The sequence below is a fragment of the Kocuria marina genome, assembly GCF_000786655.1.
In the GTDB taxonomy this organism is placed as follows: Bacteria; Actinomycetota; Actinomycetes; order Actinomycetales; family Micrococcaceae; genus Kocuria; species Kocuria marina_A.
In genome coordinates, this window is sequence record NZ_JROM01000016.1 from 11,979 (window position 1) to 37,130 (window position 25,152).

The following is a 25,152-nucleotide window of genomic DNA, read 5'->3' on the forward strand; positions in this document are numbered from 1 at the left end:
GCGGCGCGTACCCGTCCAGTATGCCGCGCACGCACCCCGGACGACGACGCCGCACCCCCTCTGCTTTTACTGAGCTAAGGCGTGATTCGGTGCACCGAAGCTGCTTTTGCTCCACTAGAACACGGGGGTGGCGGGCGGGGCAGCGCGGGTCATCGGGCAATGCGCACGTCATGTACCCACCCGGGTGTGACCGTCCGGAGCTCAGCATGCTTAGGTGGAGGGACACGACGAAAGGGGTATCCCATGAGCAGCAACGTCATCACTACATACCTGCAGGACCACCACGCCGGATCGGCCGCGGGGGTGGATGTGTTCCGCCGTGTGGCCGAGGGCCACGGGGACCCGGAGGTGCGGGAGCAGGTCGAGCGGCTGGTCCCGGAGATCGCCCGCGATCAGACGTCCCTGGAGGACATCATGTCCATGGTCGGGGCCAAGCCGGCCCTGCACAAGGATCTGCCCGCGAAGGCGGGGGAGAAGCTCGCGCGCCTCAAGCCGAACGAGCGGATCAAGGAACGCTCGCCGCTGTCGGACATCGAGGAACTCGAGGGTCTCGTGGCCGCCGTGCACGTCAAGGGCCTCGGCTGGCGGTTGCTCCTGGAGGTCCCGGACGAGCGGTTGGACAAGGACCTGCTGCAGAACCTCTACGAGCGTGCACAGGAGCAGGAGAAGACCCTCGAGTCGCTGCGTCTGGGCCAGGCCAAGAAGCTCACGGAGTCCTGAGGACCAGCCAGTAACGGGAGGGGGACCATGACGACCGCCGATGACATACCCGCCCTGCGGCGTCGTACGAGTGCCAAGTGGCGCACGTACTCGCGGGACGTGCTGCCCATGTTCGTCGCGGAGATGGACTTCCCCACCCCGCCGGCCATCAAGGCGGCGCTGCAGAGCGCCGTGGAGAACAGCGACACCGGGTACGCCACCCCGACCGACCGAGGCGCCGCGGAGGCGTTCGCGGACTTCGCCGCGCAGCGGTGGGGGTGGCGCCCGGACCCGGCGCGGATCTCGTACACCACGGACGTGAGCGTGGTGATCGTGGAGTCGCTGCGCCGTCTCATGGCGCCCGGCGACGGCGTGATCATCACCCCGCCCGTCTACCCGCCGTTCTTCGACCTCGTGGTCGAGGCCGGCGGGCGGGTCGTGGAGGTCCCGCTGCTCGACGACGCCGCGAGCTACCGTCTCGATCTGCCCGGCATCGACGCCGCCCTGCGCGCGGGAGCCCGCGGCGTGCTGTTGTGCAATCCCCACAATCCCGTGGGGCTCGTGCATTCCCGCGAGGAACTCGAACGGCTCTCCGAGATCGTGGCCGAGCACGACGGATTCGTGGTCAGCGACGAGATCCACGCCCCGCTCACACATCACGGGACCGAGTTCACCCCGTACCTCTCGGTGTCCGACGCCGCGCGCGAACACGGTGTGGCCGCGGAATCGGGGAGCAAGGCGTTCAACCTGGCCGGTCTGAAGACCGCCATGTTCGTGGTGGATTCAACGCCCATGGCGCAGTGGCTCGAGCACCTGCCGGAAGAGGTGGCGAACCGCACCGGAAGCTTCGGTCTGCTCGCCACCCGGGAGGGTTTCCGCAACAGCACCGATTGGCTGGACGAGACCATCACCGCGATCCAGGACAACACCGAGCTGCTCGAGCGGGAAGTCGCCGAGAAGCTGCCGCGCGTCGTCGTCCGCCGGGGACGCGCGACCTACCTCGCGTGGCTAGACATGCGCGCCCTGGGCTGGGGTGACGATCCCGCGGCGTACGCCCTCGAACACGCCGAGGTGGCGCTGTCCAACGGGCCCAGGTTCGGCGACGCGGGTAAGGGCTTCGCCCGGATCAACCTCGCGTGCGCACCCGAGACCATCGTGGAGGCCGTGGACCGGCTCAGCCGGGCCGCCCGCTGATCCTGGAGGGCCGCCCTCAGTCCGGATGCGCGAGGGCCACCCCACGGAGGGTCCCGCGAGCGGGGCGTGCGGGGGTCACTCCGCGGCCGGCTTACGCGCGGGCTCCTTGTCCCGGTCCGAGGTGGGGGAGTCCGCGGCCAGCTCGTCGAACGCGTAGCGCTCCAGGGGCGTCCCCGTGAGGTAGGCCGCGCGCGCGATCGCCATGGTCCCCACCGCGGACGTGATCAGGTGGATCGTGATGATGAGCACGACCTTCACCACGTTGGACACGGACGGTTGCAGCAACAGCGCCCCCGTGACCACGAACACGATGCCCAGCCCACCGGCGGTGCCCACGGCCGAGACCCGCATGTAGGCGTCCCGGAAGCGGGCCACCCCGAGGGCCGCGGTGGCGAACACGAGGGCTCCGGCCACGATCAGGACGTTGCCCAGGACGGTCAGGATCTCGGTCATCGCTTCCCCCTGGTCAGAGCGCGCGCCAGGGACAGCGCGCTGAGGAATCCCACGAGCGCCGCCACGAGCACGATGTCGAAGGTGTACTCGTTGGCCACCCGCACACCGAACAGCGCGATCAAGCCTACGAACCCGAACAACAGCAGATCACCAGCGACCGCGCGGTCCGCCTCCGTGGGCCCGCGCAGGATCCGGAAGGCCGCCGCGAGGCAGGCCACGGCGAGGATCACGATCCCCACGGTCACACCGATCATGACGTCCCTCCCGAACGGCGCACCGCGCGCAGCAGTCGTATTTCGAGTTCCCGGACCTCGTCCCGCACGCTGTCGGCATCGCCCGAGTACAGCGAGTGGACGTACAGCGTGCGGATGTCTTCCGCATCACGACGGCGCTGCGCCGCCACGGGTGCGTCGTGCATCCCCAGCGTGAGCGTGCCGGGGGTGAGCGTGATCAGCGCGGCCAGCAGAGTCACCTCCAGATCCGAGCGGCAGCGCGTCCGCACACGGGCCACGCCGGGGGTCGAGTTCTGCCCCGGGGTCAGGTTGTCCCGCAGCACCGCGGTGCTCGAGGAGACGATCTGCCCGGCGTACCACACCAGGAATCCCAGGACCCGGAAGGGCCAGGTGAGCCAACTCATGAGTCCATCACCGCTTTCACGTAGGTCGAGGTGTCCAGCAGGCCCTCCGCGGCGGTCGTGGACACACCCATGAGCACTTCCGCGCCCAGGCCCAGCGCGAGCGTCAGGCACGCGGTGACGACGGCGGGCCCTGCCAGGGCCGCGGAGATGCGTCGCCCGCTCGCGGTGGCGACGACGCCGTCGCTCGCGGTGGCCACGGCGCCGTCGCCCGCGGGTGCCGGCGCGTGGGGTGCGGGCGCCTCGGCGGAGCCCCAGAACACGCCGTTCCAGATCTTGAGCATCGACAGCAGCGTGACGAGACTGACCGCGAGCATCACGATCACTGCGATGACGTGGCCGGTGTCGACCGCCGCGAGGATGAGCGAGAACTTGGCCACGAACCCGGAGAACGGCGGCAGCCCCGCCAGGGACAGCGCCGCCACGAAGAACGCGACCGCGATCACGGGTTCGCGCTTGGCCATCCCGGACAGCGCACCGATCCTCCCGGTCCCGTAGCGGACCTCGATCGCGCCCGTGGACAGGAACAGGGAGGCCTTCACGATCATGTGGTGCAGCAGGTAGAAGATGCCCGCGGCGAGCCCGGCCAGGGTGAACAGCGCGACCCCCAGCAGGATGTACCCGATCTGACTGATCATGTGGAACGCCAGGACGGAGCGCGTGGTCTTCTCACCCACGGCGCCCAGCACGCCCGCGACCATCGTGAGGCAGCACAGTGCCACGCCGATCCACAGCCAGTGGGCGTCACCGTCGAAGACCACGGCGTAGATCCGGTAGATCGCGTAGATGGCCACCTTGGTGTGCAATCCGGAGAACAACGCGGTGATCGCGGGGGAGGTGGCCGGGTAGGCGACCGCGAGCCAGCCGTGGATGGGGACCACCGCGGCCTTGATCGCCACCGCGAACAAGCACACGGCGGCCGAGATCGCCACGGTGCCGTCGGTGGCCGCGCGTCCGGCCAGCTCGGCCATGTTCACGGTGCCCGCGGTGCCGTAGATGAACCCCACGCCCATGAGGAAGATCGTGGAGGTCAGCAGGTTCAGGGTCACGTACAGGCGCGCGCCCATGACCTGCCGCTCCGTCCCCTTGTGCCGCGCCGCGAGAACGAACAGCCCGTAGGAGGGTAGGAGCATGACCTCGATGAACACGAACAGGTTGAACAGGTCCGCGGTCAGCAGCGCACCGTTCACCCCGGCCGTGAGCACGAGCACGAGCGGGGCGAAGTACACCGTGGCCGCCCGGCCGGAGGCGTACGCGAACCACGAGCACACCAGGGTCAGCACCGCGGTGACCGCGAGCATGAGCGCGGCGAACATGTCCGCGACGAACGGGATGGAGATCCCCACGGGCCACTGCGCCACACCGTGGGCCACGGCGCCGCCGCTTCCGGCGAAGTCGGTCACGAGCCACAGGGCTCCGCCGATCGCGAGCAGCAGGGTCCCGAAGAGGCCCACGGCGTGCAGCACACGGCGGTCTCCCACGATGAGCAGCAGCGCGGACAGCAGCAGGGGCAGGGCGACGAACAGGGGGAGGAGGGCACCGCTCATGAGCGCGCCTCCTCGGGGTCCGCCTCGGTGTCGTCGTCCTCGTCCCGGCCGGTCACGGCGAGCACGAGCATCACGATCGTGATGGAGAACGCGATCACGATCGCGGTGAGGACGAACGCCTGGGGCAGGGGGTCCGCCACGGTGGACAGGTCTCCGGGGGCTCCGAAGGGCTCGTGGCGCCGCGCGCTTCCGCCGGCGGCCATGAGCACCACGTTGCCCGCGTGGCCCAGGAGCACGAAGCCCAGGATCACGCGGAGCATCTCGCGCTGCATGAACAGGTACACGGCACCGAACACGAGCAGTCCGGCGATCACGGCTGAGCTCATCGGGGGTTCACCTCTCCGGGGTCGTGGGTCGCGTGCGGTGTGCGGGCGGTCGCGGGGTCCGCGGGGGTATTGCGTCGGGCGGTACGACGCCGCTTGCGGACCTCGGTGCGCGTACCCTCGGCGGCGTCGGAGCCGGGTGGATCGTCCGGACCGGATGCCCCCGGCTCGGGCTCGCCGGGCAGCACCTTGGTGGTGTCCGACGGCGGCCGCCCCAGCAGGTTGAACGCGGCCAGGATCACGCCGATCACCGCGAGGTACACGCCCACGTCGAACACGAGCGCCGTGGTGAGTTCGAAGCCCAGGACGCTCGGGTGCAGGGGCCGTAGGAACGACCCGTCCAGGTACCCCAGCAGGCCCGTGACGGTGCCCACGGCCACGCCGAGCCCGATCAACCACAGGTACGGCAAGCGCACGCGCGCCCGTTCGTCGGACGGTGCGGCCAGGTAGCTCAGGGTGAAGCCGGCCCCGCCCACGAGCGCGGAGATGAACCCGCCCCCGGGTTCGTAGTGCCCGCGCAGCAGCAGGATCACGGACATTGCCACGATCACGGGCCCCAGCAACCACGCGGCGGTCCGCACGAACACGGTGTTGGTCCCCGGATCGCTCACGGGCGAGCGCTCGTCGATCGGGGCGGGATCGTCCGCGGCGGGACGGCGCCCGTGCAGCAGTGCCGCGATCGTGAGTCCGGCGACACCCAGGACGGTCAGTTCGCCCAGGGTGTCCAGGGCGCGGAAGTCCACGAGGATCGTGTTGACCAGGTTGGACCCGCCGGTCTCGTTGTACCCGTGGGTCAGGTAGTACTCGGACGCGGGGGAGGCTTCGCGCCGCCCGGTCAGCATCCACACGCCCGCGGTGGTCGCCAGCCCCGCGGCGCCCGCCACGAGCAGCGCGACCACGCGGCGTCGTGCGCCGGGGGAGGAGAACCGCGCGGGCAACCGACGCAGTAACAGGACCATGACGCACACGGTGAGGATCTCCACGAGCAGTTGGGTCATGGCCACGTCCGTGGCGCCCAGGTCGAAGAACCACACGGTGATCGAGAAGCCCACGACCCCGGTCACCACGATCGCGGAGATCAGGCTGCGCGCACCCATCATGGCCACCACGCCGCACCCGATCAGCAGCGCGAGCAGCCAGTCCAGGGGCTCGCTCGCCGCGATCCGCACGGGCGGCAGTTCGCTCGTACGCCACACGGCGAGCAGCGCGACGACGCTCAGGCACACCGCGGGGATGGCCAGGTGTCGCGCGGGGGCGGGGCTGTTCGTCCACGAGCCCACAACGCCACCGAGCCGGATGGTCCCCTCCCTCGCCCGGTCCACGCCGTCCAGGGCGGAGAACGGGAAGGCGCGGGGGCCCAGCACGGCGTGCACGCGGCGTCGGGCGAGGACGAGCACGGCACCCGTGGCGAGCACGGCGAGGGAGACGAACAGTTCGGGGACCGGGCCGTGCCACACCGCGAGGTGCTTCTCCACGGTGGACCCGGCGGCCGCGCTCGCGCCCGCGGAGGCGAGCCCGTCCAGTAGGAACGGTGCGAGACCCAGGACGAGCCCCGCGAGGGCACCCGCGGCGGGCGCGGCCCAGAAGGTCACAGGGGCCTCGCGCACCATGGTGCCGCGGCGACCGCCCAGTGCGCCCAACACGAGGCGTGCGGAGTACGCGACCGTGAAGACCGAGGCGAGCGCGGCCGTGGCCGTGAGCAACCACGGGGTCCACGCCGGACCGGGTGCGTCGAGGAAGGCCGCGAGCATGGACTCCTTGCTCACGAATCCGAGCAACAGGGGGATTCCCGCCATGGAGGCGGCGGCCAGCACCATGATCGCGGCGGTCACGGGCATCCGCGGGTTCATCCGGGCGAGCTTGCGCAGATCACGGGTGTGGGCGTTGTGGTCGATCACGCCCACGCCCATGAACAGGGCGGACTTGAACAGCGCGTGCGCGACCGTGTGCACCACGGCGGCGGAGAGCGCGGCCGTGGTTCCCACGCCGATCATCGCGGTCAGCAGACCCAGCTGACTCATGGTCGAGTAGGCCAGCAGTTCCTTGAGGTCGTAGCGGCGCAGCGCGGCCACGGCCCCGAACACCGCGGTGACGAGGCCCGCCGTCACGAGCAGGACGGTCCACGCGGGCACCCCGGAGAACACGGGGGAGAAGCGCAACAGGAGGTAGATGCCGGCCTTGACCATGGCCGCGGCATGCAGGTACGCGGAGACCGGGGTGATCGCGACCATCGAGTCCGGCAACCACGCCTGGAACGGGAACTGGGCGGACTTGGTGAACGCGGCGACCGCCACGAGGACGGCCACGAGCGTGGTCAGCCCGGGCTGACCACCCCACACGTCGTGCGTCAGGACGGCGCTGATCCGGGTCGTGCCGGTGGCGACGATCATGACGGTGACGGCCGCGAGCAGCACGAGCCCGCCGGCCACGGTCACGAGGAGTGTGCGGATCGCGGGTTCCCGTGCGCCGTCCCCGGACCGGGCGATGAGCAGGAACGAGCACAGCGTGGTGGCCTCCCACGCGACGTAGAACACCACGAGGTCGTCCGCGAGCACGAGCGCGAGCATGGCCGCCGCGAAGCCCGTCATGAGTGCGTAGAACCCCGCGTGCTTCCCGCGATCGACCCGGTCCGTGCGTTCGAGGTAGCGCGTCGCGTAGCACAGCACCGCGGCCCCGATCACCAGGACCAGGAGGGAGAAGACCAGCGAGAGCCCGTCCAGTCGCAGGGCGAGCCCCACGTCCAGGGACGGGATCCACGGCAGCGACTCGACCACCGCGGGGGTGGGCTCGGCGGGGGAGTGCGCGGCGTCGTCGTACCCCAGCGCGATCAGCGCCGCGGCACCGAGCAGGGGTACCGCGAGCAGCCACCCGGCGTCGCGGCCGAGTACGCGGGTCAGCAGGGGGGCGAGCGCGCACGTGAGCAGCGCGCCCGCGAGGCAGGCAAGTAGCAAGGGTCCACCTAGGTCCGGGGTGACATGAGGTCAGAGCGGGCCGGAGGACGGCATGGGCGCTCACGAGCGCCGGCAACGGCTCCGGGTCAGTGGGCGGCGGCCGACGGCGGTGCGCCGGCCTGGTTGGCGCCCCACGAGGACACCTGGCCGTTCGTACCCACGGATCGGACGAGCAGACCGGGTGACACGCTGCCGCGAGGGACGGCGTGCGGGCGCGCGGCAGTGGCGATCGGGAACGTGGGCATCGCGCTCGAGCCTAGCAAGAGTGTGCGGTGGGGGGAAGCGATCGGGCGACTCGCCGCGTCGTGACGGGGCTGGCCCGGGTACGCGTCGGTGGGGATCCGCATGGGCTCGCGGCCCCGGGGCCGACGCGCGAGCCGGCGGCCCGCCCCGGAATAGCTGACGTGTCCACAATGTTGTGCGTGGCATGACCGTTGAACTGGGAATCGACACCTTCGGGGACGTCACGTGGGACGACGACGACCGTCCCGTCTCGCACGCGCAGACCGTCCGCGACGTGGTGGAGCAGGGCGTGCTCGCCGATCAGGTGGGGCTGCACTCGATCGGGATCGGGGAGCACCACCGGGACGACTTCGCGATCTCCGCGCCGGACATCGTGCTCGCCGGGATCGCCACGCGCACGCAGCAGCTGCGCCTGGGCACGGCCGTGACCGTGCTCAGCTCGGACGATCCGGTACGCGTGTACGAACGCTTCGCCACGCTGGACGCGCTGTCCCACGGCCGGGCGGAGGTCGTGCTGGGCCGCGGTTCCTTCACCGAGTCCTTCCCACTGTTCGGCTACGACCTGCAGGACTACGAAGCACTGTTCGAGGAGAAGCTCGCGCTGTTCGCGGCCCTGCGGACGAGCCAACCCGTGACCTGGAAGGGCACGCTGACCCAGGACCTGCGGGACGTGACCCTGTACCCGCCGCTCGAGAACGGGCCGCTGCCCACGTGGATCGCGGTGGGCGGTTCCCCGCAATCGGTCGTGCGTGCGGCGCACTACGACATCCCGCTCATGCTCGCGATCATCGGCGGGCCCGTGGAGCGGTTCGCGCCGTTCGGCGACCTCTACCGCCGCGCGCTCGCCGAGTTCGGCCACACCCCGGACAACCCCGTGGCCTATCACTCCTACGGGTACGTCGCGGAGACCGACGAGCAGGCGCGCGAGGAGTTCTTCCGCCCCTACGTGATCTCCACCGAGCGGATCGGCGCCGAGCGCGGCTGGCCCGCGCCCACCAAGGCATCCTTCCTGGAGGAGGTGGAGCACGGGTCCATGGCCGTGGGTTCCCCCGAGACCGTGGCCCGCAAGATCGCCGCGGGCATACGGGCTCTGGGTGCCTCCCGGTTCGACCTGAAGATCTCCACGGGCCCGCTGTCCCACGGCAAACTCATGCGCAGCATCGAGCTCTACGGCACGCGTGTCGCGCCCCTCGTGCGGGACATGCTCGCGGACCGACTCGAGGACTGATAAGCATGGACCCATGCCGAGCACGCTTCCCGTCCTGATCCTCACCGGCTACCTGGGGTCCGGCAAGACCACGGTGCTCAACCACTTCCTCGCGACCGGCGGCGCGCGGATCGGCGTGATCATCAACGACTTCGGGGACGTGAACGTGGACGCCGCGCTCGTCGCGGGGCACGTGGCCGAGCCCGTGTCTATCGCGGGCGGGTGCCTGTGCTGCATCGAGGACCCCCGCCAACTCGACGACGCCCTGCGCGCGCTGTCCCGGCCCTCCCTCGAGCTCGACGCCATCGTGATCGAGGGTTCCGGAATCGCCGAACCCCCGGGGCTCATCCACATGGTCCTGGGCAGCGACGTCCGCGACGTGCGCTTCGGCGGGCTCGTCGAGGTGATCGCCGTGAGCCGCGTGGCGCTCGCCGAGGCCGGTGGCTGGGACCTCGCGCAACACGTCAAGGCCGCCGCGGTCGTGCTGTTGACCACGACCGATCTCGCCGATCCCCGGGAGACCGCCGCGGTGCGCGAGCGGATCGCCCACGCCAACCCGCACGCGCTCGTGATCGACGCGCCCCACGGCGCGGCCGATCCCCGGTTGTTCTTCGACGCCGCCGAGCACCCCGTGCCCGAGGGCGGCCAACTCGCGCTGTGGGAGTTCGGCCGGGCCCCCGGTCATGACCATCACGACCACGACCACCACGTCCACCACCGCGCCACGAGCCTGGATGCGCCCGCCACCGTGGATCCCGCGGCGCTCGCCGAGTTGCTCGAGGACCCGCCGGGGTCCGTCCACCGGGTCAAGGCGATCGTGGACGTCGCCGCGGGCCGGGGGATCCGCCGGTTCGTGGCGCATTCCGTGGCCGGTTACGTCTCGGTCGAGAAAATCGACCGGCCCTCCGACGAGCCGCCGCGGTCCCGCATGGTGGCCATCGGCCTGGAGCACGACGACGCCGCGCTGCGCCGTCGTCTCGACGCGCTCGTGCGCCCCCACGGCTCCCCGGCGGCCACGGCCCGTGAGCTGCGCCGTCTGACCCGGTTCCTGTAGGCACTGCGCTGGGCGCGGAGGCCGCGTGACGGGCGTGCTCGCTCGCACGCGTGCCGCCGCCGGGTGCGGACCAGACCGGGTGAGCCCCGTGGTGGACGGGCCGCAGCGCCGTCGTGGGCGGCGCTCAGGTCAGGTTCGAGAAGTGTTCGACCTTGGCGGTGGGCCCGGTCACGAGGATCTGGTCGTCGTCGTAGAGCATGGTCCCGGCCTCGATGGGCTCCCACTGACCGCCCGGACGGCACACCGCGACGACCGAGACCCCCAATCGTCGGCGCACGTTGAGCAGGTCCATGGGTCGCTGCTGGATGGGCTCCGGCGGGGTGCACCGCACCAGGGCGTAATCCGCGTCGATGGGCACGAAGTCCAGGATCCGGTGCTGGATCAGGTGCGCGGCACGCGTGCCCATGTCGCTCTCGGGGTTGACCACGTGCTGCACGCCGATCTGGGTGAGGATCTCCGCGTGGGGTTCCGTGATGGCCTTGGCCCAGATCGCGGGGCACCCGAACTTCACGAGCCGCGACGCCGCGAGGATGCTCGCCTGGATGTCCGAACCGATGCCCACGACGGCGCGGTCGAACTCGTCCACGGACAGTTCCCGCAGCACGTCCTCGTCCGTGGCGTCCGCGCGCACCACGGACGTGAGCTTGCCGTTGAAGCGCTGGACCACCGTCTCGTCCAGGTCCACGCCGAGCACGTCCGTGCCGTTGCGCATCAGTTCCGTGGCCAGGGCACCGCCGAAGCGGCCCAGCCCGATCACGACCACGGCATTGGACATGGCATCGCGGGACGTGGCGGTGGGGTGGGATCCGAACATGGGGGTTCCTCCGTGGGTCGAGGTCGTATGGTGCCGGGGTCCCGGGGTGGGCCGGGACGGGCGAGGTGTCCGCGGGGCCCCGCTCACCCGATCAACGGTCGTTCCTTGGGCAGTTCGTAGCGGGGCGGCCGGCGGCCGAACGCGATGGCCGCGGCTACGGTGACCGGGCCGAGCCGGCCCATGAACATCAGGGCGATCAGCACCCACTGCGCGAGCGGCGCGAGCGTGGGGGTGATCCCCGTGCTCAGACCCACGGTCGCGAACGCGGAGACGGCCTCGAACAGGGTGCGGTCCAGTCCCAGGCCGGTGTCCGTGAGCATGATGAGCATCGTGCCACCGATCACGGCCCCGGTCGCGAGCACCACGACCGTGATGGCCTCGCGCTGGACGGAGCGTGAGAGCTGCTTGCCGAGCACGGGCACCGCCGCGCCGCCGCGGATCTCGGTGAGCGCGATGAAGAACAGCACCCCGAACGTGGTGACCTTCAGACCGCCGGCCGTGCCCGCGGGTCCGCCGCCGATGAACATCAGGATGTCCATCCCGAGCCACGACACCGGGTGCATGTGACCGATGTCGATGCTGTTGAAACCCGCCGTGCGGGAGATCGTGGACTGGAAGAACGCGTTGAGCAGCTTGACGGCGGGCGGCTGGGCGCCCAGGGTGCCCGGGTTGTTCCACTCGAGCACCAGCAGGAACACCGTGCCGCCCGCGAGCAGCACGGGGGTCGCGAGCAGCACGAGCCGAGTGTTCATGCTCCAGCGGCGAGGCACCCGGATATGGCGGCGCAGTTCGTAGAGCACGGGGAACCCGAGCCCGCCCAGGATCACGCACGCCGCGAGCGTGAGCAGGATCCAGGGGTCGCTCGCGAAATCCATGACGTTGAGGGTGTACAGCGCGAATCCCGCGTTGTTGAACGCGGACACCGCGTGGAACCCCGCGTGGGCCAGGGCCGTGCCCGGCGAGTAGTGGTAGTGGCCCCAGAACCGCAGGAACAGGATCAGCGCGGCGGTGGACTCGATCACCGCGGTGGTCCCGACGATGCGCGCCACAACTTGGCGCGCTCCGCCGCGGGACTTGGTCTCCGCGTTCGCGAGCAACCGGGTGGACAGCCCGAACTTGCGGGCCAGCAGGATCCCGAGCATGGTCGTGAACGTCATGACCCCCAGGCCACCCACCTGGATCAGGCAGATGATGACCACCTGACCGAACGGCGTCCAGTAGGTCGCGGTGTCCACCGTGACGAGCCCGGTCACGCACAGGGCGGAGGTCGCGGTGAACGCGGCCGTGAGCAGGTCCGTGCCGCCGGGGGCCGTGGTGGCCGGAGGCAGCATCAGCAGACCGGTGCCCGAGAGCACCGCCACGAGGAAGGCCGTGACGATGATCCGCGCGGACCGCGCGGGGGTGAGCTCGTGCAGGTGCAGGGGATCGCGGCGTCGTCGGCTCAGGGGGACGGCGCGGGGGATCCTGGACCCGTGCGTGCGCGCGCGGATCGCGGCCTGACGGAGGGCCTCGGTGATGGGCACCGGGCCAAGGTACACCCCCCGGGGCGGTACCGGCTGGGCGCCGCGTGAACGCGCCGGAACCTCGTGGGCCGTTGAGCTGACACCGGCGCGCTGCACACGCGCACGTGTGATGAACCCGACTGCGTGAGTCGTGCCCTAAACTGACCGACATGACCAACATTCCCGCGGAACTCGCGTACACCGAAGAGCACGAGTGGGTCGAGGACCTCCACGAGGACAACACTTTCCGCGTGGGCATCACGGACCACGCACAGAACGAACTGGGCGAGGTCGTGTTCGTCCAACTGCCGGAGGTCGGGGACACCGTCTCCGCCGGGGACGTGGTGGGGGAGATCGAGTCCACCAAGTCCGTGAGCGATCTCTTCGCGCCCGTCAGCGGCGAGATCGTCAGCGTCAACGACGACCTCGTGGACAACCCCGGCGCGCTCAACGAGTCCCCGTACGAATCCGGCTGGCTGTTCACCGTGCGCGTGGACTCCGAGGACGCCACCGGATCGCTGCTGGACTCCCAGGCCTACCAGCAATTGCTGGACTGAATTCGCTAACTTCACGTGAGGTGAGGGAACCCTGATGTCGAACCATGAGAAATCCGGTGCCCAGGCGGGTCCGGAGACCACATCCATCCAGATCGTGGGGGATGTGCTGGCCCATGCCGCTCACCACAAGCTCTCCGAGAGCGAGCAGAACGCGGTGGCCTCCCTGCCCCCGGGCTCCGCGCTGCTGTTGGAGACGAACGGCGGGCTGACCGGTGCCCGGTTCCTCCTGGACCGGGACGAGATCGTCGCGGGTCGTCACCCGGCGTGCTCGGTGTTCCTGGACGACGTCACGGTGTCCCGCCGCCACGTGGAGTTCATCCGGCGCAACGGCACGTTCGAGGCGGTGGACCAGTCCTCCCTCAACGGCACCTACGTCAACGGTGACCGGGTCGCCACCAAGGTGCTGGAGAACGGCGACGAGGTCCAGATCGGCAAGTTCCGGTTCACGTACTACCACTCCGTGCAGAACGGTTCCTGACGCGCTCCATGCCTGATTCCGAACGACCGCAGATCCCGCGGGTGGGTATCGGAGCGTTACTGCGCCGATTGCAACCGCAGTTCCCCGAGCTGACCGCGTCCAAGGTGCGCTTCCTCGAGGACCAGGGACTCGTGCACCCGTTGCGGAGCGCCTCGGGGTACCGGAAGTACTCGCACGAGGACGTCGCCCGGTTGGAGACCGTGTTGACCCTGCAACGGGAGCGCTACCTCCCGTTGCGGGTCATCCGTGACCGGTTGGACCGGGGCGAGGACCCCGCGCAGGACACCGAGCGGCAGCAACCGGAGACCGGACGGCCCGGGGACGGCGTCGAGCCACAACCCGCTTCACCGGCTCCGGACGGCGGTCGGCGGTACACCCTGCGCGAGCTCGCGGCGCGGTCGGGCACGGACGTCCCCCTGCTGAGGGAACTGCTCAACCACGGCCTGCTCGTGGAACGAGCCGGTGCGTTCGACGGCCACGCGCTCACCGTGGCCGTGGCCGCGGGCAAACTCAACGGGTACGGGATCGAACCGCGGCACCTGCGCGTGCTGCGGGGCGCCTCGGAACGCGTGATCGCCCTCGTGGAGGGCAGCATCTCGCCACTGCGCAGCCGCCGAGACCCCGAGACGCGGCGGAAAGCCGTGCAGCGGGCCCGTGAGATCGCCTCGCTGTGCCTCACCGTGATGACCGCGCTCGTGACCTCGCAGGTGGAGGAGACGGTGCAACCGTTCGCCTCGCCGGACACGGACGGGGGTGCACGATGAGCCCGAACGTGCGCATGGAGATCGCCGGAGTGCGCATGGACGTGCCTACGGGCCAGCCCGTGGTTGTGCTGCGCGAGCTCCAGGGCGCCCGGCGTCTGCCCATCTGGGTGGGGACCAACGAGGCCACGTCCATCGTGTTCGCGCTGCAGGGCATCGAGCCCCCGCGCCCCCTGACGCACGACCTCCTGCTGTCCGTGGTGGACCAGCTCGGGCGCAGCGTGCGGGACGTCGTGGTGCACACGGTCGAGAACACGGTGTTCCACGCGGCCATCTCCTTCGACGACGGCACCGTGGTGGACGCCCGCGCCTCGGACGCGCTCGCGATCGCCGCGCGCACGTCCTGCCCCATCCTGTGCGCCACGGCCGTGCTGGACGAGGCCGGTCTGGTGCTCAGCGCGGACGGTGAACTGCGGGAACAGGCGGGGGGCTCGCCACAGGAGGCGGAGGCCCAGGTCCGGGAGTTCCGGGATTTCCTGGACCACGTGGATCCGGACGATTTCCAGTCCTGATTCCACCCCCGTCCGGGCCTCGTGCGGGTAGGCTGACGACACGGGCCCGCCCGCGGGCAATGTCTTTGACCCGCTCCACCCGTGGGTTTACCGTCGAGGAAGCATCAGCGCGCTGGTGCCCGTGTCCGGGGGATCGGACACCCCCACCCACGCACGAGGAGGACGCTTGAGCAATCCGGAGCTGCCGCTGGACGCGGCACAGCTGCGCGCATCCTCCCTCGCCGGCGGCACCCAGGAGATGTTGTTCACCGACAACCTGGGCGGCTACGACGAGACCGTGGGCTTCCGCGGACCCACCGCGTGCAAGGCCGCGGGGATCACCTACCGTCAGCTGGACTACTGGGCGCGCACCGATCTGGTGGAACCCACCGTGCGCGGCGCTAAGGGCTCCGGGTCGCAGCGGCTCTACAGCTTCCGGGACATCCTGGTGCTCAAGGTGGTCAAGCGCCTGCTCGACACCGGCGTCTCCCTGCAGCAGATCCGCTCCGCGGTGGGCGCGCTGCGGCTGCGCAACATCGAGGACCTCACGCGGTTGACGCTCATGTCCGACGGCGCCAGCGTCTACGAGTGCACGTCCCCCCACGAGGTCATCGACCTGGTCCAGGGCGGTCAGGGCGTGTTCGGGATCGCGGTGGGCCGGGTGTGGCGCGAGGTCGAGGGCACGCTCGCGTCCATGCCGGGTGAGCACGCCAGCCTGGACGGCGCCCCCGCAGCGGATCCGTTCCCGGAGGACGAACTCTCCGCCCGGCGCGCGCGCCGTCGCAAGAAGAACGCGGGCTGACCCGCCCCGGCGTCAACCGCGCGGCCGCCGCCGCCCTGGGGGTCAGCGCGTGAGCCCCGCCAGAATGGTGCCGAAGCGTTCCGCGAGATCCTGGGCCGGCGCACCCGGCCAGCGGTGGACGGGCCACGCGGCCCCCTGGATCTGCTGCATCACCGAGAGGTCCGGCAGTACCGGGTCCACCACGAGCGGTCCGAACAGTTCCTGCAGTTCCCGCATGCGGTGACGTTGCTCGTCCGAGTCGTCACGTACGCGGTTGATCACCACGCCGGCCTCCGGGACCGCCCAGATCCGTGAGCTCTCGAACTGCGCGAGCGCCGTCATGGTGCGCTTGGTGCCCGCCACGGAGAACAGGGACGGTTCCGCCACGGAGAGCACCTTGTGGGACGCGGCCCACGCCATGCGGGTCAGGGCGCTAAGCGTGGGCGGGCAGTCGATCAGCACGAGCTCGTAGCGGTCCAGACCCCGTAGCGCGGTCTCGAGCCGCTTGAGGTCCTTGTTCCGGAACGCCGCGTGGTCCAGGTGCGACGACGCCGCGGAGCCCGGTGCCACGTCCAGGACGGCCCGCGCCGCCGGGCGACGACGCGTCGGCCGAGGCGTCCGGGCCCGCGGGATCCGTGTGTGGCGTGATGGGGTGCTTGGTCCACGAGGACGCCGTGGCCACGGAGGCCAGCGCACCCTTGCGGGGCCGACGAAGCACGGTGCCCACCTCGTGACCCGGGCGGGCGTGGACGCCGAGCGCCGTGGAGGCGTCACCGTGGGGGTCCAGGTCCACCACGAGGGTGGGGACGCGTGCTTCGAGAGCGGCGGAGGCCAGCCCCAGGACCACGGAGGACTTGCCCACCCCGCCCTTGAGGCTGCTGATGCTGACGATCTGCACGGATCACCCTTCTGTCACCTGAAATGGGGGCTGTCCACCAGCCTGTTACATGCTAGTGGGTGGATCACCGCACGTCGCGAGCCGTGGCCGGGGGTGGCGCGCGGCGTCGTCATCCACGAGAGCGGCCCCGAGGACACGGGGACGGGGCGACCCCGGTGGGGCGCGGCTCACGTAAGCTGTCCCCGGTAGTCGTCTCCTCACCCAGTGCGCGGGCCCCACAGGGCGCCGCGTGCGGAAACGGTAGTCATGTTCTCCAAGATCCTGGTGGCCAACCGCGGCGAGATCGCCATTCGCGCGTTCCGAGCGGCGTACGAACTCGGCGCCAAGACCGTTGCCGTCTTCCCGTACGAGGACCGCAATTCGATCCACCGCCAGAAAGCGGACGAGGCCTACCACATCGGGGAGGAGGGCCACCCGGTGCGCGCGTACCTGGACGTGGCCGAGATCGTGCGCGTGGCCAAGGAGTCCGGGGCGGACGCGATCTACCCGGGCTACGGTTTCCTGTCCGAGAACCCGGACCTCGCACGCGCGGCCGACGCGGAGGGCATCACGTTCGTGGGTCCGCGCGCGGAAATCCTGGAACTTGCCGGGAACAAGGTCGAGGCGTTGCGCGCCGCGCGGCGCGCGGGTATCCCCACGCTCGAGTCCTCGGACCCCTCCTCGGACAAGGAGGCCCTGATCGAGGCCGCGGAGAAGATCGGCTTCCCGGTGTTCGTCAAGGCCGTCGCCGGTGGCGGGGGCCGCGGCATGCGGCGCGTGGAGAAGCCCGAACAGTTGGCGGACGCGCTCGACGCCGCGATGCGCGAGGCGGACACCGCGTTCGGTGACCCCACCGTGTTCATCGAGCAGGCCGTGTTGCGCCCGCGGCACATCGAGGTGCAGATCCTCGCGGACAACGAGGGCAACATCGTGCACCTGTTCGAACGGGACTGCTCACTTCAGCGCCGCCACCAGAAGGTCATCGAGATCGCCCCGGCACCGCACCTGGACGAGGAGATCCGTGACGCCCTGCACCGGGACGCGGTGAAGTTCGCCAAGGAGCTCGGCTACGTCAACGCGGGCACCGTGGAGTTCCTCGTGGACACCGCCGGGGAGCGCGCAGGGCAGCACGTGTTCATCGAGATGAACCCCCGGATCCAGGTGGAGCACACCGTGACCGAGGAGATCACGGACGTGGACCTGGTCCAGTCCCAGTTGCGCATCGCCGCCGGTGAGAGCCTGGACGACCTGGGCATCTCGCAGGACGCGCTGCGCGTGCGCGGGGCCGCCCTGCAATGCCGGATCACCACGGAGGATCCCGCCAACGACTTCCGCCCGGACGTGGGCAAGGTTTCCGCTTACCGTTCCGCCGGTGGCGCCGGTGTGCGCCTGGACGGTGGCACGCTCTACGCGGGCGCGGAGATCTCCCCGCACTTCGACTCGATGCTCGTGAAGCTCACGTGCCGCGGCCGCGACTACACCACCGCGGTGCACCGCGCCCGCCGCGCGCTCGCGGAGTTCCGCATCCGCGGGATCGCCACCAACATCCAGTTCCTTCAGGCCGTGCTGCACAACCCGGACTTCCTGGCCGGGGACGTGGCCACGGACTTCATCGAGAACCACCCGGACCTGCTCGCGGGCAAGGGCTCGGCGGACCGCGGCTCCCGCGCCCTGAACTACCTCGCCGAGGTCACGGTCAACAAGCCCCACGGCGAGCGCGTGGACGGGATCGACCCGCGCAACAAGCTGCCCCACTACCCGGGTGACAAGCGCGACGAGCCCTACCGCTCCCCGTTCGACGGCCCGTCCGCCCACGAGGTGCCCGACGGGTGGCGCCGGGTGCTGCAGGAGAAGGGCCCCGAGGGCTTCGCCCGGGCGCTGCGCGAGTACGAGCCGCTCGCGGTGACCTCCACGACCTTCCGCGACGCGCACCAGTCGCTGCTGGCCACCCGCGTGCGCACCCGCGACCTGCTCTCGGCGGCACCGGCGTACGCGCACCTGCTGCCGGGGTTGCTCTCGGTCGAGGCGTGGGGTGGCGCCACGTACGACGTCGCACTGCGCTTCCTGGGGGAGGACCCGTGGGAGCGGCTGCGCCTGTTGCGCGAGGCGATGCCGAACATCCCGATCCAGATGTTGCTGCGCGGGCGCAACACCGTGGGCTACACGCCGTACCCGGTGGAGGTGACCAACGCGTTCGTCGCCGAGGCCGCCGAGACGGGCGTGGACATCTTCCGGATCTTCGACGCGCTCAACGACGTCGAGCAGATGCGCCCTGCGATCGAGGCCGTGCGCGCGACCGGGACCGCGGTCGCCGAGGTGGCCCTGTGCTACACCGGTAACCTCCTGGACCCCCGGGAGACCGTCTACACGCTCGACTACTACCTGGACCTCGCGCAGCAGTGCGTGGACGCCGGCGCCCACATCCTGGCGATCAAGGACATGGCCGGTCTGCTGCGGCCCGAGGCCGCCCGCCGCCTGGTCACCGCGCTGCGCGAACGCTTCGACCTCCCGCTGCACCTGCACACCCACGACACCGCAGGGGGCCAGTTGGCCACGCTGCTCGCGGCGTCGGACGCCGGTGTCGACGCCGTGGACGCGGCCTCCGCGTCGATGGCCGGGACCACGTCCCAGGTCTCCGGCTCCGCGCTCGTCGCGGCGCTCGAGAACACGGACCGGGACACCGGGCTGAGCCTGGACGCGGTCAGCGACCTGGAACCGTACTGGGAGGTCGTGCGTTCGATCTACAAGCCCTTCGAATCGGGTCTCACGAGCCCCACGGGGCGCGTGTACCGCCACGAGATCCCGGGCGGGCAGCTCTCAAACCTGCGCCAGCAGGCCATCGCGCTGGGGTTGGGGGAGAAGTTCGAGGCGATCGAGGACATGTACCACGCCGCGGACCGGATGCTGGGGCACCTGGTCAAGGTCACGCCGTCGTCCAAGGTGGTGGGCGACCTCGCCCTGCAGCTCGTGGGCATGGACGTGGACCCCGCCGAGTTCGAGGCCGATCCCCGCAAGTTCGACATCCCGGACTCCGTGATCAACTTCCTCGCTGGCGAGCTCGGCACCCCGCCCGCGGGCTGGCCGGAACCGTTCCGCAGCAAGGCGTTGGAGGGACGCACCGTGCACCTGGCGGACGAGGAGCTCTCGGAGCAGGATGTCGAGGAGCTCGCCCAGCCGGGCGAGGTGCGCCGCGCGGCCCTGAACCGGCTGCTTTTCCCCGGCCCCACGCGTGACTACCAGAACTCGCGCACCAAGTACGGGGACATCTCCCTCCTGCACACCCGCGACTTCCTGTACGGGCTGAAACAGGACCACGAGCACGTCATCTCGCTCGGCAAGGGGGTGCGGCTGCTGGTCACCCTGCAGGCGATCTCCGAACCGGACGAGAAGGGGATGCGCACGGTCATGGTGACCCTCAACGGTCAGCTGCGCCTGCTCGAGATCCGCGACGAGTCGGTGAAGTCCCAGGCCGTGGAGACCGAGAAGGCGGACACCTCCAAGCCCGGGCACGTGGCGGCACCCTTCGCCGGTGCGGTCACGGTCACGGTCTCCGAGGGGGCAAAGGTCGCCGCGGGGGACTCAGTGGCCACGATCGAGGCCATGAAGATGGAGGCGTCCATCACTGCGCCGGTCTCGGGCACGGTCTCCCGCGTGGCACTTGCGGACACCGCGCACGTCAGCGGCGGGGACCTGGTGCTGGTGATCGACCCCGAGTGACGGATCCCGCCGCCCCGCCTGTCCTCGGACGCGCGGGGCGGCGATGAGCGAGGCGGATTTCCGCAAGAATCTAACGCGCCTGTCCTCGGACGCGCGGGGCGGCGGCCTAGGATGGGGCGCATGCGTTCTTTCGACCTGATCATCGTGGGCTCCGGCTCCGGCAACTCCATCCTCACAAACGAGTACGCGGACCTCGACGTCGCCATCGTGGAACCCGGCCGGTTCGGCGGCACGTGCCTCAACGTGGGGTGCATCCCCACCAAGATGTACGCGTACCCGGCCACCGTGGGGGACCAAGCGCGGGACGCCATACGGCTGGGCCTGGACGCCGTGATCGAGGGTGTGGACTGGCCCGGCATGCGGGATCGGATCTTCGCCCGGATCGACGCGATCTCCAAGAACGGGCTGCAGTACCGCGAGTCGCTCGACAACGTCACGGTGATCCAGGAGTACGTGCACTTCGTGGAACCGGGGGTCCTCGAGACCGAGTCCGGGCAGCGGATCACCGCCGATCAGATCGTGCTGGCCAACGGTTCGCGGGTCCGCATCCCGGACGTGCCGGGTACCGACCTGCCCGGGGTGCACACCTCGGACACCGTGATGCGCCTGGACGAGTTCCCCCGGGACGTGATCGTGGTGGGCGGTGGCTACGTGGCCGCCGAGTTCTGCCACGTCTTCCGCGGCCTGGGCGCGTCCGTGACCCAGCTCAACCGCTCGCAGCGCTTGCTGCGCGAACACGACGACACGATCGCCGAGCGCTTCGCGCGCGAGGCCGCCGAACAATGGGACCTGCAACTCGGGTGGTCGCTGTCCGGGATCGAGCGCGCCGAGGACGGCCGCCTGACGGTGACGGCGCAGGCGTCCGACGGTTCCGGTCAGCACTGGGACGGCACCGCCGACGTCGTCCTGCTCGCCACGGGCCGGGTCCCCAACGCGGACACCCTGCGCCCGGAAGCCGCCCACCTGGACGTCACCGACGCCGGCCTGCTCGCGGTGGACGAGTACCAGCGTGTGCTCTCCGGCGGGGAACCCGTGAGCGGTCTGTGGGCGCTCGGGGACGTGTGCTCCCCGTTCCAGCTCAAGCACGTGGCCAATGCCGAGGCCCGCACGGTCTCCCACAACGTGGTGCACCCGCAGGAGCTGCGCGCGACCGACCACCGCTACGTGCCCTCCGCGGTGTTCACCGAACCCCAGATCGCATCCGTGGGCATGACCGAGGACCAGGCCCGCGACTGGGCCGCCCGGAACGACGAGCGGATCACGGTCAAGGAACAGGACTTCGGGGACGTGGCCTACGGCTGGGCCATGGAGGACCACGCCGGGATCTGCAAACTCATCGCGAACGCCCGCACCGGTGAGCTGCTGGGCGCGCACCTGATCGGGCGGGACTCGTCCAACCTGATCCAGCCGCTCGTCCAGGGCATGTCCTTCGGGCTGCGGGCCCACGAGATGGCGCGCGGCCAGTACTGGATCCACCCCGCGCTCGCGGAGGTCGTGGAGAACGCACTGCTCGGACTGGACGTCCCCGGGCAGCGCGCGGACGACTGATCCGGGCCCAAAACGCCGGTCTGCCAAGCACAGTGCCCGGCCCGGGGACCCCACGACGACGCCGCCCGCACCCTTGCGCGAAAGGGGGCGGGCGGCGTCGTCGTACCGGGGGCGCGGTGGCCGGAGGCGTCAGTGCGAGTAGATGTCCTCGATCTCGCGCGCGTAGTCCTGGGCGACCTTGGCGCGCTTGAGCTTCATGGACGGGGTGAGGTGGCCGTCCTCGATCGTGAGGTCGCGGTCCAGGATGCGGAAGGCCTTGATGCCCTCCGCGCGGGAGACCTTGGCGTTGGCGTGGTCCACGATCTTCTGGACGTGGTCGATCACGGCCTCCTCGCGCGCAGCCCGGGCCACGTCCATGTCCGGGTCCAACCCGAGTCCGGGCAGCACCTTGGGCAGCGTCTCGGGGTCCAGGGTGATCAACGCGGCCACGAAGGGGCGGTCGTCCCCGACGACCATGATCTGCCCCACGGTCGCGGACGCGCGGATGGGATCTTCGAGCTGGTTGGGGATCACGTTCTTGCCGCCCGCGGTGACGATGATCTCCTTCTTGCGCCCCGTGACGGTGAGCAGACCCTCGTCGTCCAGGTGGCCCAGGTCCCCGGTGGCGAACCAACCGTCGAAGAACGCCTCGGCGGTCTTGTCGGGCAGCCCGTGGTAGCGCTCGAACACGTTGGCGCCGCGCACCAGGATCTCCCCGTCCGCGGCGATCGCGACCTCGTTGCCGGGGATCGGGTGGCCCACCGTCCCGAGCCGGTTGAGGCTCGGGAAGTTGGCCGCGATGGGAGCGGTCGTCTCGGTGAGCCCGTAGCCCTCGACCACGTACACGCCGATCCCGTTGAAGAAGTGCGCGAGGTAGTCGCCCAGACTCGCACCCCCGGACACGGCGTAGCGCACGTCCCCGCCCATGGCCTGACGCAGCGTGGAGTACACGAGCTTGTCGTAGAGGCGGTGGCGGGCTTCGAGCAGCGGCGGGACGGGACCCTTCACGGCGGCGCGCGACCACGCGACGGCGGTCGCGACGGCCCGTTCGAAGATCAGCTTCTTCACGGGCGAGCCCGCCTGGGCCTTGAACCGCGCACCCACCAGGATCTTCTCGAAGACGCGCGGCACGGCCAGGATGAACGTGGGCTTGAACCGGGCGAGGTCCTCCATGAGGTGGGAGACGTCCGGCGTGTGGGCCAGGGTGATCCCGGCGTCCAGGGACGTGACCTCCACGAACCGGGCGAACACGTGCGCGAGCGGCAGGAACATGAGGGTGCGGGAGCCCTCCGCCATGACGTCCCCGGCCACCGGGATGGTGTTCTGGGAGCACGAGACGAAGTTGCGGTGGGTCAGTTCGCAGCCCTTGGGCGCACCCGTGGTCCCCGAGGTGTAGATGAGGGTCGCGACGTCGTCCAGTGTCACGCCGTCGTAGGGCGTCCCCAGATCCGTGCGGTCCGCACCGCCCGCGATCATGGCCTCGAGGGAGTTCTCACCGGAGGCGGTGTCGAAGACGCAGATCCGCTGCGCGGCCGCGAACTCGGTGATCCCGGTGGCCGCCTGCACGCGCTCGGCCAGTTCGTCCGTCTCCACGAAGATCGCCACGGCCTGGGAATCGGACATGATGTGGGCGATCTGCTCGGGGGAGGAGGTGTCGTAGACGGGCACCGGTACTGCGCCGACCCACCACAGGGCGAAGTCCACGAGCGTCCACTCGTAGCGCGTACGGCTCAACAGTCCCACGCGTTCGCCGGGTCGGATGCCCTTCGCGGCGATCCCGCGGGCCAGGGCCACGACCTCGTCGCGGAACTGACGGGCCGTGACGTCCCGCTCGCGCCCTTCGGCGAGCACCGTGTAGAGCACGGTGTCAGGTTTTTGCTCGGCGCGTTCGGCGAGGATGTGGGCGATACCGGGGTACGGCAGGGGATCGACGATGGCCGGGGCGCTGACGCGTCGCATGGAGGGGCACCTTCCTGCTGGGAACGGCTCTCAGCCTACTGTGTGTCCCGCCTCACTCCCGGCACATACTGGACGTGTCCACAAAGATGACGCCCGCCCCCGGATCGCCCTCGATCATCTCGACGGCGGCACGGACGGCGGGTCGTTCCGGGCGGAGCCGCGCGGGCGTGTCAGACGACGGCGCCGTCGTCGTCCTCGGGGGAGTCCTGCGGCAGCGCGCGGAAGACCAGGTACAGACCCGTGACCAGACCCACGAGGCCCAGCAGCCACATCACCGGGGGCAGGGGACCGGGCAACAGGGCGAGTCCGACCATGATCACGATGACCGCGAGCACGGTGCTCAGGGCGCGCAGCATGGCGGGGGAGATCCCGCTCGTAACGGGCCCGGGATCGGGCTCGTAGCGTTCGTCCTCCCGGGTGTCCCGCAGTTCGACGGGGATCTCCTCGGCCGGTTGCTCGCGGGGCTCCCACGGGAAGTCCTCGGCCCACGGTTCGAGGTCCTCGTCGTCGCGGGGGACGTCGTCCCACGAGTTGCCGCGGATGATCCGCTCGAACGGGTCCTCCGGTGGTTGGCGTGAACTCACGAGGGGTCCTCGGGGAGGAACTGCTCGCCCCGGGACAACCGCTGGACCGCGTCCCGGGAGATCCGTTCGAGCAGTGGGGCATCGTGATCCAGGGTGGCCACGTGGTAGCTGTTCTGCAGATCGACCACGCGGACGTCCCCGGAACTGTGCTCGGCCACCAGGTCCGCGGAGTCCCCGGAGACGATGTGGTCCACCTCGGAACGGAAAACCACGGTGGGCGCGGTGATCGCCGGGAGCATGCGCACGGTCCGGTGCATCAGCACGTTCAACTGCGCGACGGCGGCCAGGGGCGTGCGGTCGTAGGTGGACTCCAGGACGTCCTCCTTCTTGACGTCGCCACCGATCCCGGGCAGGGACGCGACCACGGGACTCACCAGGTGACTGAACCGCGCCATCCGGTTCACGAGGGACAGCGCGGGGTTCACGAGCAGCACCCCGGCAACCTCCCGCCGGGCCGCGGTGTGCAGGGCCAGCGCGCCGCCCATGGACAGCCCGCCCACGACCACGCGGTCGTGCTCGCGGCGCAACGCCCAGTACTGTTCGTCCACGGCGTCCCGCCAGGCCTGCCACGGTTGTTCGGCCAGTTCCTCCCACTGCGTCCCGTGCCCGGGCAGCAGGGGGACGCGCATGCCCGGGTGGGCTCCGGCGTCGTCGGTGGCCTCGTGGACGGCGTGCGCCCAATCCCGCACGGAGGCCGTGGTGGCCGTGAAGCCGTGCAGTAGGAGGACCCCCACGGAGGAGGAGCCGGGAAGGTGCAGGGGGCCGTGGAGTTGCTGATCGGAGAACATGGCGCCATTGT

Annotated in this window: 23 protein-coding genes and 1 pseudogene; 11 read left to right on the plus strand and 13 right to left on the minus strand. The window is 70.4% G+C overall.

Annotated features, from left to right (window positions below):
• The first annotated feature begins 243 nt into the window (after positions 1 to 243).
• Positions 244 to 720, plus strand: a complete 477-nt coding sequence (locus AS25_RS02755; RefSeq protein WP_035961134.1) for a hypothetical protein — start codon at positions 244 to 246, stop codon at positions 718 to 720.
• 27 nt (positions 721 to 747) lie between these two features.
• The gene (locus tag AS25_RS02760; RefSeq protein WP_035961136.1) at positions 748 to 1,893 is read left to right on the plus strand and encodes a MalY/PatB family protein; all 1,146 of its coding nucleotides are present in this window, start codon (positions 748 to 750) and stop codon (positions 1,891 to 1,893) included.
• A gap of 75 nt (positions 1,894 to 1,968) precedes the next feature.
• Here AS25_RS02760 and AS25_RS02765 read toward each other — a convergent pair whose 3' ends face one another.
• The 7 genes from AS25_RS02765 to AS25_RS14505 all read right to left on the minus strand — a co-directional run bounded on the left by AS25_RS02765 (position 1,969) and on the right by AS25_RS14505 (position 8,046).
• Positions 1,969 to 2,346 carry a cation:proton antiporter gene (locus tag AS25_RS02765; RefSeq protein ID WP_035961138.1) on the minus strand — a complete coding sequence of 126 codons (378 nt, stop codon included), beginning with the start codon at positions 2,344 to 2,346 and terminating at the stop codon, positions 1,969 to 1,971.
• On the minus strand, positions 2,343 to 2,600 hold the full coding sequence (locus tag AS25_RS02770) for an MrpF/PhaF family protein (RefSeq protein ID WP_035961140.1): 258 nt from the start codon (positions 2,598 to 2,600) through the stop codon (positions 2,343 to 2,345). Before AS25_RS02770 ends, AS25_RS02765 begins: the two co-directional genes overlap by 4 nt.
• The gene (locus tag AS25_RS02775; protein WP_035961142.1) at positions 2,597 to 2,983 is read right to left on the minus strand and encodes a Na+/H+ antiporter subunit E; all 387 of its coding nucleotides are present in this window, start codon (positions 2,981 to 2,983) and stop codon (positions 2,597 to 2,599) included. Before AS25_RS02775 ends, AS25_RS02770 begins: the two co-directional genes overlap by 4 nt.
• Positions 2,980 to 4,527, minus strand: coding sequence for a monovalent cation/H+ antiporter subunit D family protein (locus AS25_RS02780; RefSeq protein ID WP_035961143.1), 1,548 nt, complete (start codon positions 4,525 to 4,527; stop codon positions 2,980 to 2,982). Before AS25_RS02780 ends, AS25_RS02775 begins: the two co-directional genes overlap by 4 nt.
• Positions 4,524 to 4,853 (minus strand): cation:proton antiporter subunit C, encoded by a 330-nt coding sequence (locus tag AS25_RS02785; protein WP_035961145.1) that lies wholly within the window; start codon positions 4,851 to 4,853, stop codon positions 4,524 to 4,526. The genes AS25_RS02780 and AS25_RS02785 overlap by 4 nt, the downstream gene beginning before the upstream one ends.
• Entirely contained in the window at positions 4,850 to 7,801 is a 2,952-nt protein-coding gene (locus AS25_RS02790) for a DUF4040 family protein (RefSeq protein ID WP_084117969.1), read from the minus strand. The genes AS25_RS02785 and AS25_RS02790 overlap by 4 nt, the downstream gene beginning before the upstream one ends.
• An 86-nt stretch (positions 7,802 to 7,887) precedes the next feature.
• Positions 7,888 to 8,046, minus strand: coding sequence for a hypothetical protein (locus tag AS25_RS14505; RefSeq protein ID WP_156960875.1), 159 nt, complete (start codon positions 8,044 to 8,046; stop codon positions 7,888 to 7,890).
• Between the two features lie 182 nt (positions 8,047 to 8,228).
• Between AS25_RS14505 and AS25_RS02795 the strand changes: the two genes are divergently transcribed.
• Both AS25_RS02795 and AS25_RS02800 read left to right on the plus strand, forming a co-directional pair.
• Entirely contained in the window at positions 8,229 to 9,272 is a 1,044-nt protein-coding gene (locus AS25_RS02795) for an LLM class flavin-dependent oxidoreductase (protein WP_035961147.1), read from the plus strand.
• A gap of 13 nt (positions 9,273 to 9,285) precedes the next feature.
• Positions 9,286 to 10,305, plus strand: coding sequence for a CobW family GTP-binding protein (locus tag AS25_RS02800; RefSeq protein ID WP_035961149.1), 1,020 nt, complete (start codon positions 9,286 to 9,288; stop codon positions 10,303 to 10,305).
• Positions 10,306 to 10,429: 124 nt separating this feature from the next.
• Here AS25_RS02800 and AS25_RS02805 read toward each other — a convergent pair whose 3' ends face one another.
• On the minus strand, positions 10,430 to 11,119 hold the full coding sequence (locus AS25_RS02805; protein WP_035961151.1) for a potassium channel family protein: 690 nt from the start codon (positions 11,117 to 11,119) through the stop codon (positions 10,430 to 10,432).
• 83 nt (positions 11,120 to 11,202) lie between these two features.
• Positions 11,203 to 12,642: a TrkH family potassium uptake protein gene (locus tag AS25_RS02810; RefSeq protein ID WP_084117970.1), complete on the minus strand. Its 1,440-nt coding sequence runs from the start codon at positions 12,640 to 12,642 to the stop codon at positions 11,203 to 11,205.
• 149 nt (positions 12,643 to 12,791) lie between these two features.
• On the opposite strand from AS25_RS02810, the gene gcvH reads away from it, so the two are divergent.
• The 5 genes from gcvH (at position 12,792) to AS25_RS02835 (ending at position 15,710) form a co-directional block, all read left to right on the plus strand.
• Complete coding sequence (gene gcvH / locus AS25_RS02815) at positions 12,792 to 13,178, plus strand: glycine cleavage system protein GcvH (RefSeq protein ID WP_035961153.1); 387 nt, start codon at positions 12,792 to 12,794, stop codon at positions 13,176 to 13,178.
• A gap of 34 nt (positions 13,179 to 13,212) precedes the next feature.
• A complete protein-coding gene (locus AS25_RS02820; RefSeq protein WP_035961155.1) occupies positions 13,213 to 13,656 on the plus strand; it encodes an FHA domain-containing protein in 444 nt (147 codons plus the stop codon).
• Positions 13,657 to 13,664: 8 nt separating this feature from the next.
• Positions 13,665 to 14,420, plus strand: coding sequence for a transcriptional regulator FtsR (ftsR, locus tag AS25_RS02825; protein ID WP_035961157.1), 756 nt, complete (start codon positions 13,665 to 13,667; stop codon positions 14,418 to 14,420).
• Positions 14,417 to 14,929, plus strand: a complete 513-nt coding sequence (locus AS25_RS02830) for a bifunctional nuclease family protein (RefSeq protein ID WP_035961159.1) — start codon at positions 14,417 to 14,419, stop codon at positions 14,927 to 14,929. The genes ftsR and AS25_RS02830 overlap by 4 nt, the downstream gene beginning before the upstream one ends.
• Before the next feature lie 238 nt (positions 14,930 to 15,167).
• Positions 15,168 to 15,710 carry a MerR family transcriptional regulator gene (locus tag AS25_RS02835; RefSeq protein WP_052160709.1) on the plus strand — a complete coding sequence of 181 codons (543 nt, stop codon included), beginning with the start codon at positions 15,168 to 15,170 and terminating at the stop codon, positions 15,708 to 15,710.
• A 42-nt stretch (positions 15,711 to 15,752) separates the two neighbouring features.
• Here AS25_RS02835 and AS25_RS15600 read toward each other — a convergent pair.
• Positions 15,753 to 16,587: pseudogene (locus AS25_RS15600) on the minus strand (ParA family protein).
• Between the two features lie 246 nt (positions 16,588 to 16,833).
• Between AS25_RS15600 and AS25_RS02845 the strand changes: the two are divergent.
• Positions 16,834 to 20,283, plus strand: coding sequence for a pyruvate carboxylase (locus AS25_RS02845; protein ID WP_035961162.1), 3,450 nt, complete (start codon positions 16,834 to 16,836; stop codon positions 20,281 to 20,283).
• Between the two features lie 120 nt (positions 20,284 to 20,403).
• Positions 20,404 to 21,831 carry a mycothione reductase gene (locus AS25_RS02850; protein WP_035961166.1) on the plus strand — a complete coding sequence of 476 codons (1,428 nt, stop codon included), beginning with the start codon at positions 20,404 to 20,406 and terminating at the stop codon, positions 21,829 to 21,831.
• Between the two features lie 129 nt (positions 21,832 to 21,960).
• Here the strand turns inward: AS25_RS02850 and AS25_RS02855 are convergent, their stop codons facing one another.
• The 3 genes from AS25_RS02855 to AS25_RS02865 all read right to left on the minus strand — a co-directional run bounded on the left by AS25_RS02855 (position 21,961) and on the right by AS25_RS02865 (position 25,141).
• Complete coding sequence (locus AS25_RS02855; protein WP_035961175.1) at positions 21,961 to 23,769, minus strand: AMP-dependent synthetase/ligase; 1,809 nt, start codon at positions 23,767 to 23,769, stop codon at positions 21,961 to 21,963.
• 170 nt (positions 23,770 to 23,939) lie between these two features.
• The gene (locus AS25_RS02860; protein WP_035961177.1) at positions 23,940 to 24,353 is read right to left on the minus strand and encodes a hypothetical protein; all 414 of its coding nucleotides are present in this window, start codon (positions 24,351 to 24,353) and stop codon (positions 23,940 to 23,942) included.
• Positions 24,350 to 25,141: an alpha/beta hydrolase gene (locus AS25_RS02865; protein ID WP_035961180.1), complete on the minus strand. Its 792-nt coding sequence runs from the start codon at positions 25,139 to 25,141 to the stop codon at positions 24,350 to 24,352. Before AS25_RS02865 ends, AS25_RS02860 begins: the two co-directional genes overlap by 4 nt.
• Between the last annotated feature and the right edge of the window lie 11 nt (positions 25,142 to 25,152).